Source organism: Streptomyces sp. NPDC018026 (assembly GCF_044327745.1).
GTDB classification, from domain to species: domain Bacteria; phylum Actinomycetota; class Actinomycetes; order Streptomycetales; family Streptomycetaceae; genus Streptomyces; species Streptomyces rubrogriseus.
This window is the reverse complement of sequence record NZ_JBIRFY010000010.1, coordinates 1-13,870: the sequence shown is the minus strand read 5'-3', so window position 1 is coordinate 13,870 and position 13,870 is coordinate 1. Positions and strand designations below refer to the sequence as shown.

The window sequence follows — 13,870 nt, the reverse complement described above, 5'->3', positions numbered from 1 at the left end:
TACCTCAGGCCTCGGGAGTGAAGCGCACCGGCAGCGACTGCGGGCCACGGGTGAACACGCCCCGCTCCACCACCTCGAAGCCCTCCTCGGCCCGCAGGCCGGGCAGCGCGTCCAGGAGCTGCCCGACCCCGGTCTCGACCTCGGCCTTCGCCAGCAGGGCGCCGACGCAGAAGTGCCGGCCGAGCGCGAAGGCGAGGTGGTCGGCGGCGGCCGAGAAGGCGGTCGTCGTGGTCAGGTCGTCACGCATGATGTCGAAGCGGTCCGGATCGCGGTAGCGGCTCTCGTCCCGGTTGGCCGCCCCTATCAGGCAGGTGACGGTGGCACCGGCGGGTATCGTGCCGCCGCTGAGCGTGACGTCGGTCGCCGTCTGACGCATGATCATGTGGACGGGCGGGGTGTAGCGGAGTGTCTCGGCGAAGGCACGCGGGATCAGACTCCGGTCCTCGCGCACGGCCGCCAACTGCTCCGGATGGGCCAGCAGGTTGGCGAAGATGCCGGCGATCGCCTTGTCGGTGGTCTCGCCGCCGGCCGCGAGCAGCAGACTGCAGAACGCCTTGATGTCCTCGTCGCTCATCCGGACCCCGTCCACCTCCGCGGCGCACAGCGTGGACAGCAGGTCGTCGCCCGGGTTCTCGCGGCGCTCCCGGATGATCGGGAACATGTACTCGGCGAACTCCGTCCGGGTGCGCGCACCGGCCGCCGCGACCCCCTGGTCGCCGGAGAGGTTGCCGAGGAACGCGATGACCGACGTGTACCAGCCGTGGAACCGGTCGTGGTCGGCCTTGTCCAGGCCCAGCATGTCCGCGATGACGTTGACCGGGAACCGGGTCGCGTAGTCGGCGACCAGATCGGCGCGGCCGGTGTGCCGGAACGCGTCGATCAGCTCGCGGGAGTTGCGCTCGATGACCGGCAGGAACCGCTCCTGGAGGTCGGCCCCGCGGAAGGCCGGGGCGACCAGGGCGCGCCGGACCGCGTGCTCCCGGCCGCTCAGCTGGAGGATCGTCCGGCCGTGCACGGGCTCGATCTGCCAGTCGTAGTTCTCCGTCGTGAACTGACCCGCGCGGTCCTTGAAGACGCGTTCCACGTCCTCGTAGCGCGAGACGATCCAGCTCTGGGTGGCCTCGTGCCGGATGAGGGGAGCGCTGTCCCGCATCGTCCGGTAGGCCGGGTACGGGTTCGCCGCGAACTCGGGGGAGAGGATGTCGGGGACCTGCTGCGCGGTGGACATGGGACTCCTCGGTCGACAACGGCATTGCCGTACCAGGCTATTGACGACGCGACGCCTCCGACAGACCGCGGGGCGGGGTCCATACCCCCGCGCCCCCGCCGCCCCCGGAGTCGTCCACCGCGTGCGCTCAGCGGCGGGTGCCGGTGTCGAACTCTCCCCGCACGCCGAGCAGTTCGGACAGGTCCGAGCCCACCGCCAGCTCGCGCGGGGCCGTGCCCCGCCGGAACAGCCGGGCATCCCGCTCGCCGCCGAGCACCGCCCGGTCTCCCTCGACCCGCAGCCAGGAACCCTCCCGCAGGCCCAGCACGGGCACGTCGTTCTCCTCCAGGAACTCCGTGAGCCGCTGTTCGCGGGTCTCGCCCTTGTGCGTCGAGCCGGGGTCGGGGTCCAGGTAGTGCGGGTTGATCTGGAACGGGACCAGGCCCAGCGTCTCGAAGGACGGCGGCTCGACGATCGGCATGTCGTTGGTGGTGCGCAGCGAGGGCGCCGCCATGTTGGTCCCGGCGCTGGCCCCCATGTACGGCAGCCCGCCGCGCACGGCCTTGGTCAGCGCCTCCCGCAGCCCCGTCCGGTACAGCGCGCAGAGCAGCCGGAAGGAGTTGCCGCCGCCCACGAACACGGCGTCCGCCTCGTCGAGCCGGGCGAGCGGGTCGCCGCCCTCGTGCACGCCCCGCACGTCGATCCCGGCGTCGGCGAGCGCGCCCCGGACCCGGGCGGTGTAGGCGTCGTGGTCGGCCAGTGCGTACGGGACGAAGGCCAGCCGGGCCCCGGCGGGCAGGAAGCCGGTCACGGTGTCGAGGGCGTGTTCCAGGTAGCCGCGGCCGTGCTGGGTGGAGTTGGACAGGAGCAGGAGGTTCACGGGTTCTTCCTCGTCGACGGGGGTGGATCGGTGGTGCGTCAGGACGTACGGGGGGCGCGCGGGCGCCGGTGGTGCTGGGGCGGGTGGGTCAGGCGCTGTTCCAGCAGCCGGGCGGCGCGGCGCAGCACCTCCAGCCGGTCCTCGGGCCCCTCCGGGAAGCGCTCCTTGGCGGCGCCGAGGCTGAGGCTGCCGTAGGGCTCCGAGCCGAGGAACACCGGCATGGCGACCGTGCCGATACCGGCGTCGTACTCGCCGACCGTCCACGCGTAGCCCTGCGCGCGGACGCTGCGGAACTCGCGCTCCAGCTGGTCCGGGTCGGTGACCGTGCGCTCGGTGAAGCGTGCCATGGGGCGCCCGCGGAAGAGCCGGTGGCGCTGCTCGTCGGGCAGGAAGGCGTAGAACGACTTGCTGGTGGCGCCCGCGTGCGCCGGGTACAGCTCGCCGACCAGCGGGTAGTAGCGCAGCGGCCCCTCCTCTCCCTCCACGGCCGCGACACAGCGCATGTGGAAGCTGTCGGGCAGGCAGAAGAGCACCGTGTCGCCGGTCGCCGCCCGCAACTCCTGCAGCACCGGTTCCGCGAGCAGCTCCAGGGAGCCCGAACGCTCCCAGAGGCGGCCCAGGCGCAGGGCTGCCGGGCCGATCCGGTAGCGGCGGGTCGCCGGGTCGGAGACCAGGAAGCCGCGGCCCGCGAGGGTGGACAGCAGCCGCTGCGCGACCGAGGTGTCCCAGCCGAACTCGGCGGCGATCTCGGTGACCCCCCAGTCCGGGCGGCTGCGCTCGAACGCCAGCAGTACCAGCAGGGCGCGGTCGACGGTCTGCAGCGCCCCGGCCGGCGTCCTGCGGTCCACGGGTTCGACCGGGCGACCGGCCATGACGGCTCCTCTCGGTCACATCCCACCATCGCATCGCATCTCACCATGCAGACCCGTATTGCAGATAGCGGGAAAGAGTTGCGGACAACGCTAGTCCATCCCGAACCTGCTGTGAGCACCGCCCCCGGTGCGGATCAGGAGAACTGCCCATGTTGAAGTACGTCCTGGACCTCGTGGATCTGCTCGACGATCCCGACGTCGACGGCAAGCGCGTCGCCGCCCACCTCGACTCCGTGGCGGGCCCCGAGGGCTCAGGCGCCGAGGTCACCACCGTCACCGGCGAGCGCGGCTCGACGGACTTCGTGCTCGTACGGATACCGGGCCGGGCGGGCCGCACCCGGGGCGGGTCCGCGCGGACGCTCGGCGTGGTGGGACGGCTCGGCGGCGTCGGGGCGCGCCCGGAGGCCGTCGGCCTGGTCTCCGACGCGGACGGCGCGGTCGCGGCGCTCGCCACCGCCGCCAAGCTGCTCGGCATGCGGCGCCGGGGCGACGTGCTCGACGGCGACGTGATCGTGGCCACGCACATCTGCCCGGACGCCCCGACCGCACCGCACGACCCGGTGCCGTTCATGGACTCGCCCGTCGACATCGCGACCATGAACCGGCACGAGGTCACCGGCGAGATGGAGGCCGTGCTCTCCGTCGACACCACCAAGGGCAACCGCATCATCAACCACAAGGGCCTCGCCCTGTCGCCCACCGTCAAGGAGGGCTGGGTGCTCAGGGTGAGCGAGCGGCTCGGCGAGCTGCTGGCCGTGGTGACCGGTGAGCCCTTGGTCACGTACCCCGTGACCACCCAGGACATCACCCCGTACGGTAACGGTGTACACCACATCAATTCGATCCTGCAGCCCGCCACGGCGACGGCCGCACCGGTGGTCGGTCTCGCGATCACCTCCGCGGCGGCGGTGCCCGGCTGCCAGACGGGCGCCAGCCACGAGACCGACATCGCGGCCGCCGCCCGGTTCGCCGTCGAGACCGCGAAGGCCTACGGCGGCGGACAGCTCGACTTCCACGACGACCAGGAGTTCGACGCCCTCGTGTCCCGCTACGGCTCGCTGACCCGGCTGCAGACCCTCGGCCGCGAACCCGGGGGGTCGTGATCATGGCCATGGACAAGAACACCGCCGCGGAATCGGCGCAGGCGGCCACGGGCGCCGTGGGCAGCGACGACTACGCCCTCTCCCGCGTCCCGCGCGACAAGCGGCTCGGCTTCTGGACGATGCTGCTGCAGTGGCTCGCCCAGTCCGGCTCCATCTCGCAGTTCACCCTGGGCGCCACCATCGGCGTCGGCATGACCTTCGGCGACGCCTTCCTCGCCTTCACCCTCGGCGCGGTGATCCTGGAAGTCGTCATCTTCGCGATCGGTCTCGCGGGCATGCGCGAGGGACTGGCGACCCCGCTGCTCACCCGCTGGGCGGGCTTCGGCCGCAACGGCTCCGCGCTGGTCAGCCTGGTCATCTCGGTCAGCCTCGTCGGCTGGTTCGGGGTGCAGAACACGATCTTCGGCGACAGCGTGTCCGCGCTCGTCGGCGGCCCCTCCTGGCTGTGGTGCACGGCCGCCGGCGTCGCGATCACCGTGCTGGTCATCTTCGGCTTCAAGTACATGGCCGTCTTCGCGAAGATCGTCACGCCGCTGTTCTTCGCGATGGTCGCCTGGTCGGTCACCGACGCGCTGAGCGACCACTCGTTCTCCGAGCTGATCCACTCCCCGGCACCCGGCGAGACCATCCCGCTGGCCGTCGCCGCGACCGCCATCGCGGGCGGCTTCATGACCGGCGCGATCGTCTCCCCGGAGATGACCCGCTACAACCGCAAGGGCAGCCACGTCTTCCTGCAGAGCGCGTCGTCGATGATCCTCTCCGAGTACATCGTCGGCCTGACCGGCGTGCTGCTCGGCCACATGGTCGGCAGCGGCCAGGTCTCCCAGATCGTGCTCTCCACCTCCGGCGTCTTCGGCGTCCTCGTCGTCCTGATGTCCACCGCGAAGATCAACGACTGGAACCTGTACGGCTCCTCGCTCGGCGTCGTCAACTTCTTCCAGGTGGTCTTCGGCAAGCGCGTGCACCGCGGCGCGGTCACCATCGTCCTCGGCATCGCGGGCACCCTGCTCTCCGCCGTCGGCATCATGACCCACTTCACCGACTTCCTGTCCGTGCTGGGCGTCGCCATCCCGCCGGTGGGCGGCATCATCGTCGCCGAGTACTGGGTGGTGCGCCGCATGCGGGCACCCCTGGACGCCACCCGCGACGCGGAGACCCTGCCCGCCACCTCGCCGACCTGGGTGCCCATGTCCCTGGTCATCTGGGCGGCCGCCTTCTGCGTCGGCAAGTTCTACGACGGCGGCATCCCCGCCCTGAACTCGCTGCTGACCGCCTTCGTCCTCTACTGCGTCCTCGGCCTCGCCGGCTGGATCAGGACCTACGGCACCACGGCCCTGGACGACACCGCCGAACCCACCCCGGCCGCCTCCGGCACGGCCACCGTAGGAGCACCGTGAGCACCACCGCCCCCGCCCCCGTCCCCGCCCCGGCCTCCGAGGAGGCACAGCGGGAGGTCGTCGACCTGTGCGCGGAGCTGATCCGCTTCGACACCTCCAACCCCACCAGCGACGAGCGGGCCTGCGCCGACTGGGTAGTGGCCCGCCTCGCCGAGGCCGGGATCCCCTCCGAGCTGGTGGAGAGCGCCCCGGGCCGCGCCAACGTCGTCGCCCGCATCCCCGGCGCCGACACCTCACGCGGCGCCCTGCTGGTCCACGGCCACCTGGACGTCGTACCCGCCGACGCGGCCGAGTGGCGGGTGCCGCCGTTCTCCGGGGAGATCCGGGACGGGTACCTGTGGGGCCGCGGCGCCATCGACATGAAGGACACGGTGGCCGTCATGCTGGCCACCGCCCGCCACTTCGCCCGCACCGGTACCCGGCCCGCCCGCGAGATAGTCCTCGCCTTCCTCGCCGACGAGGAGGCGGGCGGCAAGTTCGGTGCCCACTGGCTGGTGGAGCACCGGCCCGAGCTGTTCGCGGGCGTCACCGAGGCGATCGGCGAGGGCGGCGGCTTCAGCTACGCCCTGGACGACACCCGGCGCCTCTACCCGATCGAGAACGCCCAGCGCGGCATGGCGTGGATGGAGCTGACGGCCGCCGGGCGCGCCGGACACGGCTCCTCCCCGAACGACGAGAACGCCGTCACCGACCTGGCCGAGTCCCTCACCCGCATCGGGCGCCACACCTTCCCCGTCCGGCTGATCGAGCCGGTGCGCGCCCTGCTCGCCGAGGCGGCCCGCCTCCAGGGGGTCGACCTCGACCTCGACGCGGAGGACCTGGACGCCGAACTGGCCAAGCTCGGACACGTGGCCGACTTCATGCAGGTCGTGCTGCGCAACTCGGCCAACCCGACCATGTTCACCGCCGGCTACCAGACCAACGTCATCCCGGGCCGGGCCACCGCCCGTGTCGACGGCCGCTTCCTGCCGGGCCACGAGCAGGAGCTGATCGACACGATCGACGCCCTGCTCCTGCCCTCGGTGTCACGCCAGTGGGTCAACCACGACATCGCGATGGAGACCTCCTTCGACGGACCCCTCGTCGACGCCATGTGCGCCGCCGTGCGCGCCGAGGACCCCGACGGCCACCCGGTGCCGTACTGCAACCCGGGCGGCACCGACGCCAAGGCCTTCACCAAGCTCGACATCCGCTGCTTCGGCTTCAAGGGGCTCAAGCTGCCCCACGACCTCGACTACGGGCGGCTCTTCCACGGCGTCGACGAGCGGGTGCCACTGGAGGGCCTGCGCTTCGGGGTGCGGGTGATGACCCGGCTGTGGCAGGACTGCTGACCCGTCCGGCCGACGGGGAATGCCCCGGCGGCCGTCGGCGTTGTGCCCCTTGACTGACATGCGCGGGACAGAACGGCAGCCCGCGCCGCGGTCGGAAGAAGCACCATGGCACGCAGCACCGCACGCCCGGTCGTCAGACTGAAGTCGTCCGCCGGGACCGGCGTCACCTACGTCACCCGCAAGAACCGCCTCAACGACCCCGACCGGCTCGTCCTGCGCAAGTACGACCCGGTGGCCGGGGAGCACGTGCCGTTCCGCGAGGAGCGCTGAACGGCACCGAGAAGTGCTGAGCAGCACCGAGAAGTGCCGAGAAGTGCCGAGAAGTGAGGAGGCAGTCGTGAAGGTCCGCAACTCCCTGCGCGCCCTCAAGGCCAGGCCCGGCGCCCAGGTGGTGCGCCGCCGCGGCGTGACGTACGTGATCAACAAGAAGGACCCGCGCTTCAAGGCCCGCCAGGGCTGAGCACGCGCGCTTCCCGGCCCGGCCCGCGATCCACGGGGCCGGGCCGTGGCGTCTCCGCGCGCATGCGGCCGGGATCAGCCGTCCACGTCGACGCCGTAGCTCCGGGCGAGGACGCCCAGGCCGTGGTCGTAGCCCTGGCCGACGGCCCGCAGCCGCCAGCTCTGCCCGCGCCGGTAGATCTCCGCGAGCAGCATCGTGCGTTCCGTGGTGGCGGCGTCCAGTGTGGCCTGCGCCAGGGACGCCGCACTCGTGCCGGGGCCGGAGACGATGTGCAGGGCGCCCACCTCCCCGAAGGCCGGGGAGCCGTCGATCGCGGCGGCGACGACGACCTTGCGGGCGGAGGGCGGCAGCGTGGCGAGGTCCACGCTCACGGTCTGCTCGGTCGGGCCGTCGCTCAGCAGCCGCACCGTGCCGCCCGGGTTCTCCGGGGCGCCGTAGAAGACGAAGTCCTCGTCGAAGGCGACCTGGCCGTCCTCGTCCAGCACGAACGCGACCACGTCGATCTCGCACGCGGTCTGCTGCGCCCAGGACGCGGTGACCGTCCAGCGGTGCTCCGCTCCCCGCCCCTTCGGCAGCGGCAGGTCGACGACGCCACCGCGCGGCAGCACGTGGGCGGCCGCCCGCCCGCCCACGGTGCCGGGCGCCTCCGTCACCACCGGCGCCGTCAGCCACGCGGCCTCGTGGGCGGGCAGGAGCAGCGCGGTGATCCGGGGCATTCCGCGGTCCGTGCGGCCGCCGTCGAGGACGACCACGTCGGTGACGCCGGCGGAGAGGTTGATGGCCGCGGCGCCGCCGAGTTCGACGACGCGGGTGCGGGCGGCGACCGCCTCGGGGTGGGTGCCGCCGAGCACGAGGACCCGCCGCCCGGTCAGCGGCCCGCGCGGCTTCGCGGAGCGCTTCCGGCCGGACTGCGCACCGGCCGCCCCGCCCGGCTCCGGCTCCGGCTCCGGTGCGCGTGGCGTCGGCACGGCCGGCAGCGCGGTGGCGGGCTCCGGGGCCGGTGCGGCTCCGGGCGCCGGTACCGGGGCCGCCGTCCCCTCGTGGGCCGTGCCGGGGCGGACGTCGCCGAGCAGCCGCAGGAAGGCCGACTCGTCGATCACCGTGACGCCCTCGGCGTGTGCCCGGCGGGCCTTGGCCGAGTCCGCGGCCGAGTCGTTGGTGACCAGCGCGCTGGTGTGCCTGCTGACCGAGCCCATCATGTTGAGCCCCGCCGCGACGCCCCGCAGCACCAGGTCCGCCCGGGCGGTCCGGGTCTCCCCGGTGACGGCGACCTTCATGCCCTGCACCAGCGGCCCGCCCGCGGTGAGCCGCCCCGGGTTGCGGAAGGCGCACGGCGTCTTCGGCGGCTTGGGCGCGAACTGCGCGTCCTGCCGCGGCGGGCACGCCACCAGGGGCAGCGCCAGGTCGAGTTGGGCCGCCTCCCGCAGCGAGGCGCGCAGCACCCCCGCCAGCACCCGGGTGTCGTCCAGCGCGTCGTGCGCCTTGAGCCGGGGCACACCGTAGTGCGCGGCGAGCGTGCCGAGCTTCAGGTCGTCGGTCGGCGGGTCGACGCGGCGGTTCAGCGCCAGGGTGCACAGCCGCCTGGCCACGGGCAGCCGCAGCCCCGCCCGCGTGAACTCGTGGGCGAGGAAGTCGTAGTCGAACTGGGCGTTGTGGGCGACCAGTACCCGGCCCTCCAGCAGGGCGCCGATCCGCCCGGCCACCTGCTCGAAGGCGGGCGCCCCGCGCAGCCGCTCGGCCGTCAGCCCGTGCACGTGCACCGGCCCCGGATCACAGCCGGGGTCCAGCAGGGTCGAGAACTCGCCGGTCTGCTCACCGTCCGCGCCCAGGGTCACCACGGCCACGGACAGCACCCGGTCACGGCGCGGGACGAGACCCGAGGTCTCCACATCGACCAGCGCCCATTCGAAGGCGTAGTCGCGCAGGTCGGACAGATCGGAGGCGGCAGACGCGAGAGACATGGAGGAATGATGGAGGTATCTCCACATCTCCTTCAACTCGAACGGCCATTGATCCCGATTTGCGGCACCCGTACCCCGTGCCCCCGGACAGATGGCCGGACAGGTAGCCGGACACTCCGGGCCTCCTGACACACTGCTGGGCGCGCCACCCGCCCAGGCCCCAGGAGGACTTCGTCATGACCGAGCAGCCGCTGGACCGTGCCGCCCGGATCGAGCACCGGTTCAACGCGCTCTTCGCCGAGTACTTCGACACGCTGGGCACGGCACTGGACGCCCCGTCCGCCAGCCGGTTCACCCCCGACTGCGTCCAACTGCTGCGCGACCTGTCGCTGCGCGGCGGCAAGCGGATGCGGGTCGTGCTGCTGCACGAGGCGGCGCGCCTGGTGACCGCCGGCCCGGTGGACGGGCTGGACGCCGCCGCGCTGAGCATCGAACTGCTGCAGACCCACGGCCTGGTGCACGACGACCTCATCGACGACAGCGCCACCCGCCGGGGCGGCCCCACCACCTACTACGCCTACCGGGAGCGGTTCCCCGGGCGTCCGCGGGCGGCCCTCGGCCTCACCGTGCTCGCGGGCGACCTCGCCCTCGCCCTCTCCCTGCGCGTACTCCTGGAGGCCGAACTGCCCGTCGAGGTGCGGCAGGCCATGGTCGAGGTCCAGACCCGGGCGGCGACCGACACCTTCGTGGGCCAGATCGCCGACCTGGAACGGGACTTCACCGCCACGGTCCCGGACGCGGAGGTGCTGCACGACGTCGCCGACCACAAGACCGCCCGCTACTCGGTCCTCGCACCGATGCGCCTGGGCCTCCTGGCCGCGGGCGTCGAACCGGGCGCCCACGAGGCGGAACTGCGCCGGTACGCGCGGCTGGTCGGCATCTGCGGGCAGATGCGCGACGACTGGCTGGACCTGTTCGGCGACGAGGAGACCACGGGCAAGCCGACGGGCGGCGACATCCGCGAAGGCAGGCACACCTACACCGTCGTCCGCCTGCTGTCCGCCGTGAGCGGCGCCGAGCGGGACTTCGTCAACCAGGCCCTGGGCGATCCGGCCTGCACGCCGGAGACCGTCGCCGAGATCCGCGCGATCGGCGAGCGCACCGGCGTCGCCGACCGGATGCGTGCCGACATGCGGCAGTACGCCGAGCGGGCCCGGCTGGTGGCGGAGGGCTGGCGTCCGCGGTGGCGCGAGGACGCCGTCGCCTTCTTCGAACTGCTGCCGCGATGGAGCGTCGAGCGGACCGCCTGACACCTTCCGGTGTCCTCCGGGCCGAGGCACCCGCCGGTCCACCGGCGCGGCCGACTGTCAGTGGGACCTCGTACGGTGTGATCAGTGGAACCCGCGGAACACGCCGCGGGACCGACCGGGGAGAGGTCTGCCATGTCGAGGACGTACCTGGAGCTGTCGCAGGACGACGGGAGCGCGCACAAGTTCTACGAAGTCACCGTCCAGGGGCAGGCCGTGACGGTGCGCTACGGCCGGATCGGCGCGGCAGGACAGACCCAGACGTCGACCTTCCCCACCGCCCAGAAGGCGGCGGCAGCGGCCGCCAAGAAGATAGGCGAGAAGGTGCGCAAGGGCTACGAGCCCGCCGTGCAGGGACAGCGCGCGCCCCGCGCCGTCACCCGCCGGCAGGTCGCCTCCGCGCCGTCCACCGCCCGCGCGGTCGCACCGGTCCTGTGGCGGTTCCGCACCGGCTCCGCGGCCTTCGGCATCCACATCGACGAGGACCAGTGCTGGGTGGGCAACCAGTCGGGCGACGTCTTCACCCTCGCCCACGGCGGCGAGGTCCTCGCCCGCTACCAGCTGCCGGACGGCGTCAAGTGCCTGGTCGCCGACGACTTCTGGATCTACGCCGGCTGCGACGACGGCCGGGTCTACGACCTGTCGTCCAAACTGCCCTTCGCCGCCTACGACATCGCGGCCGACGTGGACATCTTCTGGCTCGACATCCACGAGGGCGTGCTGAACGTCGCGGACCGCGCCGGACGGCTCACCGTGATCGACCACGAGGACGAACACCAGTGGTCGCGCGGCGGACGCGGTGAGCACGCCTGGATGGTGCGGGCCGACGACCGGGCCGTCTACCACGGGCACACCCGCGGCGTGACCGCCCACTCCCCGGACGGCGGCGCCGAGTTGTGGCACACGCCCACCCAGGGTGCCGTGCTCTTCGGCTGGCAGGAGGACGACGCGGTCTACGCGGGAACGGCGCGGCACACGGTCCAGCGGCTGTCCAAGGCCACCGGCGGCATCGAGGCGACGTACCACTGCGACAGCCCGGTGTACTCGTGCGCCACCTCTCCCGGCGGCCGGTTCGTCTTCGCCGGCGACTCCGCGTCCTCGGTGTACTGCTTCGACCGGGACGGCACCCGGCTGTGGAAGCTGGGCACGGGCGGCGGCTCCGCCCTGTCCATGCAGTACCGCGACGAGCGGCTGTTCCTCGTCACCACCGACGGCTCCCTGGTGTGCGTGGACGCGAGCGAGGCGGCGGTCACGGCGGCGCAGCAGGGCTCGGTGCCCGTCGCCCGGGACGTGAAGCTCGCCGCCACCCTGCCGACGTACGCGCCTGCCACCGCCGCCACCGCCGTGACGACCGTGACCGCGGCGCCCGCGGGCTCCGTCGTGGTCGAATGCGTCCAGGAGAACGGCCGTACCCGGATCCACGTGGTGTCGGAGGGGTACGACCACTCGTGGAACGTCCAGTTCCCGAGGGCGATCCGGGAGCCGGGCGCGCGTTACGTGGTCGACGCGCTGCACGCCGCGTCGGGCGGCTTCTACCGGGTGCGCGGTGACATCAGGCGCCTGCGGTGACGGCGCGGGGGCGCCTGGGGCGATCGACGCCGCCCCTCAAGAGGCGTTCCGCAGCGCGCGGTTGCGGCGCACCGAGGACCAGAAGGAGGCGCCGATGAGGACGACGCCGACGAGGCCGGTGACGATCTCGTTGATCTCGTACTGGATGGTGACCAGCAGGATCAGCGACAGGGCGCCGATGGCGTAGTGGGCGCCGTGCTCCAGGTAGACGTAGTCGTCGAGGGTGCCCTGGCGGACCAGGTAGACGGTCAGGGACCGGACGTACATGGCGCCGATGCCCAGGCCGAGGGCCATCAGGACGATGTCGTTGGTGATGGCGAAGGCGCCGATGACGCCGTCGAAGGAGAAGGACGCGTCCAGGACCTCCAGGTAGAGGAACATGAAGAACGCCGCCTTGCCCGCCAGCTTGACGGGGGATCCGGGCCGCCCCGCCCGTTCCGCCTTCTCCTCCGCCTCCTGTTCGCGCTCCTCCTCGTCCTCGAGGCGTTGCTCGAAGAAGCCGGAGAGACCGCCCACGACCATGTAGGTGATCAGACCGCCGACGCCCGCGAGCAGGACGGTCTCCGCCTTGTCGGCGTGCGTGCCGCCGTGCTGGTGGGCGTGGGCGCCGAAGGTGGTCGCGGAAATCAGCAGCACGATCAGGGCGATGCAGACCGACAGCATGTCGACCCTGCCGAGTCTGGCCAGCGGACGCTCCAGCCATCCCAGCCACTTGATCTCCCGGTCCTCGAAGACGAAGTCGAGGAAGATCATCATCAGGAACATGCCGCCGAATGCCGCGATCGACGGATGGGCGTCCGTCACCAGCTCCTGATAGCGGTCCTTGTCGGTGAGCGCCAGGTGCACCGCGCTCCAGGGGCTCAGCCGGGCACTGACCGCCACGATCACCACCGGGAAGACCAGTCGCATCCCGAACACCGCGATCACGATGCCCACGGTGAGGAAGATCCGCTGCCAGAAGGCGTTCATCTTCTTCAGGATCCCGGCGTTGATCACCGCGTTGTCGAAGGACAGCGAGATCTCCAGGACGGACAGGATCGCCACGATGCCGAGGGCGGTCCAGCCGTCGTAGAGCACGCCCGCGGCCAGGCCGAGGGCCGTGACGGCGAAAGCCCAGCGGAACGTCTTCACAAGCACCGGCCACTCACTCCTGTCGTCGTGCCCTGCGGGGCGGCATCACCTGCCGGTGCCCGCCACGCACGTTGTTTACCACGCTGGAGTCGTTCGTTTCCTTGAGTCGTTCGTGTCCCAGGGAGTAGGTTCGCCGCCATGACGGCATCCCGGAACTCCCGGAATCCGGCCACCGCCGACGAGCTGCGCCGGGCGGGACTGCGGGTGACCGCCGCCCGTGTCGCGCTGCTCGAGACCGTCCGGGCGGGGGACCACCTGGACGCCGAGGCCCTCACGTCCGGGGTGCGTCGGCGCGTGGGACACGTCTCCCTCCAGGCCGTGTACGACGCCCTGCACGCCCTCACCGCGGCACGGCTCGTGCGCCGCATCGAACCGCCCGGCGGCCCCGCGCGGTTCGAGGGACGGGTCGGTGACAACCACCACCACGTCCTGTGCCGGTCCTGCGGCGCCGTCGCCGACGTCGACTGCGCCGTCGGCGACGCACCCTGTCTGACCGCCTCGGACGACCGCGGCTTCGTGATAGACGAGGCCGAGGTCATCTACCGGGGCCTGTGCCCCGACTGCTCCACCCCCGGCAGTTCCCCCGCACCTTGATCCGCCCCGTTCGGAAGGATTTTCCTCCCATGTCCGAGAACCACGACGCCATCGTGACCGACGCGAAGACCGAGGAGACGGACGGCTGCCCGGTCGCCCACGGACGCGCCCCGCACCC

At 72.2% G+C, this 13,870-nt stretch carries 13 protein-coding genes; 8 read left to right on the top strand and 5 right to left on the bottom strand.

From position 1 onward, the window contains the following. Window positions 1-4: 4 nt before the first annotated feature. From ACH4D3_RS27565 to ACH4D3_RS27555, 3 genes are all read right to left on the bottom strand, one after another. On the bottom strand, window positions 5-1,228 hold the full coding sequence (locus tag ACH4D3_RS27565) for a cytochrome P450 (RefSeq protein ID WP_398327121.1): 1,224 nt from the start codon (window positions 1,226-1,228) through the stop codon (window positions 5-7). A gap of 127 nt (window positions 1,229-1,355) precedes the next feature. Further along, window positions 1,356-2,087, bottom strand: a complete 732-nt coding sequence (gene pepE / locus ACH4D3_RS27560; protein ID WP_398327118.1) for a dipeptidase PepE — start codon at window positions 2,085-2,087, stop codon at window positions 1,356-1,358. Between the two features lie 38 nt (window positions 2,088-2,125). Continuing rightward, complete coding sequence (locus tag ACH4D3_RS27555) at window positions 2,126-2,959, bottom strand: IclR family transcriptional regulator (protein WP_398327115.1); 834 nt, start codon at window positions 2,957-2,959, stop codon at window positions 2,126-2,128. Between the two features lie 149 nt (window positions 2,960-3,108). Here ACH4D3_RS27555 and ACH4D3_RS27550 point away from each other — a divergent pair, with 149 nt between their 5' ends. From ACH4D3_RS27550 to ykgO, 5 genes are all read left to right on the top strand, one after another. Next, complete coding sequence (locus ACH4D3_RS27550; RefSeq protein ID WP_398327112.1) at window positions 3,109-4,062, top strand: DUF1177 domain-containing protein; 954 nt, start codon at window positions 3,109-3,111, stop codon at window positions 4,060-4,062. 2 nt (window positions 4,063-4,064) lie between these two features. Beyond that, on the top strand, window positions 4,065-5,459 hold the full coding sequence (locus ACH4D3_RS27545) for a cytosine permease (protein ID WP_398327109.1): 1,395 nt from the start codon (window positions 4,065-4,067) through the stop codon (window positions 5,457-5,459). Continuing rightward, on the top strand, window positions 5,456-6,790 hold the full coding sequence (locus tag ACH4D3_RS27540; RefSeq protein WP_398327107.1) for a M20/M25/M40 family metallo-hydrolase: 1,335 nt from the start codon (window positions 5,456-5,458) through the stop codon (window positions 6,788-6,790). The genes ACH4D3_RS27545 and ACH4D3_RS27540 overlap by 4 nt, the downstream gene beginning before the upstream one ends. Before the next feature lie 105 nt (window positions 6,791-6,895). After that, the gene (gene rpmG, locus ACH4D3_RS27535; protein ID WP_007389579.1) at window positions 6,896-7,060 is read left to right on the top strand and encodes a 50S ribosomal protein L33; all 165 of its coding nucleotides are present in this window, start codon (window positions 6,896-6,898) and stop codon (window positions 7,058-7,060) included. 67 nt (window positions 7,061-7,127) lie between these two features. Beyond that, window positions 7,128-7,250 carry a type B 50S ribosomal protein L36 gene (gene ykgO / locus ACH4D3_RS27530; RefSeq protein WP_003978293.1) on the top strand — a complete coding sequence of 41 codons (123 nt, stop codon included), beginning with the start codon at window positions 7,128-7,130 and terminating at the stop codon, window positions 7,248-7,250. 74 nt (window positions 7,251-7,324) lie between these two features. Here ykgO and ACH4D3_RS27525 read toward each other — a convergent pair whose 3' ends face one another. Beyond that, a complete protein-coding gene (locus tag ACH4D3_RS27525; RefSeq protein WP_398327103.1) occupies window positions 7,325-9,211 on the bottom strand; it encodes a TerD family protein in 1,887 nt (628 codons plus the stop codon). 176 nt (window positions 9,212-9,387) lie between these two features. On the opposite strand from ACH4D3_RS27525, the gene ACH4D3_RS27520 reads away from it, so the two are divergent. Beyond that, window positions 9,388-10,461, top strand: coding sequence for a polyprenyl synthetase family protein (locus ACH4D3_RS27520; RefSeq protein WP_398327100.1), 1,074 nt, complete (start codon window positions 9,388-9,390; stop codon window positions 10,459-10,461). A 132-nt stretch (window positions 10,462-10,593) separates the two neighbouring features. Beyond that, window positions 10,594-12,027 carry a WGR domain-containing protein gene (locus ACH4D3_RS27515; protein WP_398327097.1) on the top strand — a complete coding sequence of 478 codons (1,434 nt, stop codon included), beginning with the start codon at window positions 10,594-10,596 and terminating at the stop codon, window positions 12,025-12,027. Window positions 12,028-12,063: 36 nt separating this feature from the next. Here ACH4D3_RS27515 and ACH4D3_RS27510 read toward each other — a convergent pair whose 3' ends face one another. Then, window positions 12,064-13,164 carry a DUF475 domain-containing protein gene (locus ACH4D3_RS27510; RefSeq protein WP_398327094.1) on the bottom strand — a complete coding sequence of 367 codons (1,101 nt, stop codon included), beginning with the start codon at window positions 13,162-13,164 and terminating at the stop codon, window positions 12,064-12,066. 132 nt (window positions 13,165-13,296) lie between these two features. Here ACH4D3_RS27510 and ACH4D3_RS27505 point away from each other — a divergent pair, with 132 nt between their 5' ends. Further along, a complete protein-coding gene (locus ACH4D3_RS27505; protein WP_398327091.1) occupies window positions 13,297-13,752 on the top strand; it encodes a Fur family transcriptional regulator in 456 nt (151 codons plus the stop codon). The last annotated feature ends 118 nt before the right edge of the window (window positions 13,753-13,870 follow it).

What these genes read in the sequence shown, in the direction of transcription:
- ACH4D3_RS27525 (WP_398327103.1), bottom strand. Translation starts at nt 9,211, where the DNA reads ATGTCTCTCGCGTCTGCCGCCTCCGATCTGTCCGACCTGCGCGACTAC.
- ACH4D3_RS27565 (WP_398327121.1), bottom strand. Translation starts at nt 1,228, where the DNA reads ATGTCCACCGCGCAGCAGGTCCCCGACATCCTCTCCCCCGAGTTCGCG.
- ACH4D3_RS27520 (WP_398327100.1), top strand. Translation starts at nt 9,388, where the DNA reads ATGACCGAGCAGCCGCTGGACCGTGCCGCCCGGATCGAGCACCGGTTC.
- ACH4D3_RS27505 (WP_398327091.1), top strand. Translation starts at nt 13,297, where the DNA reads ATGACGGCATCCCGGAACTCCCGGAATCCGGCCACCGCCGACGAGCTG.
- ACH4D3_RS27545 (WP_398327109.1), top strand. Translation starts at nt 4,065, where the DNA reads ATGGCCATGGACAAGAACACCGCCGCGGAATCGGCGCAGGCGGCCACG.
- rpmG (WP_007389579.1), top strand. Translation starts at nt 6,896, where the DNA reads ATGGCACGCAGCACCGCACGCCCGGTCGTCAGACTGAAGTCGTCCGCC.
- ACH4D3_RS27515 (WP_398327097.1), top strand. Translation starts at nt 10,594, where the DNA reads ATGTCGAGGACGTACCTGGAGCTGTCGCAGGACGACGGGAGCGCGCAC.
- ACH4D3_RS27550 (WP_398327112.1), top strand. Translation starts at nt 3,109, where the DNA reads ATGTTGAAGTACGTCCTGGACCTCGTGGATCTGCTCGACGATCCCGAC.
- ACH4D3_RS27555 (WP_398327115.1), bottom strand. Translation starts at nt 2,959, where the DNA reads ATGGCCGGTCGCCCGGTCGAACCCGTGGACCGCAGGACGCCGGCCGGG.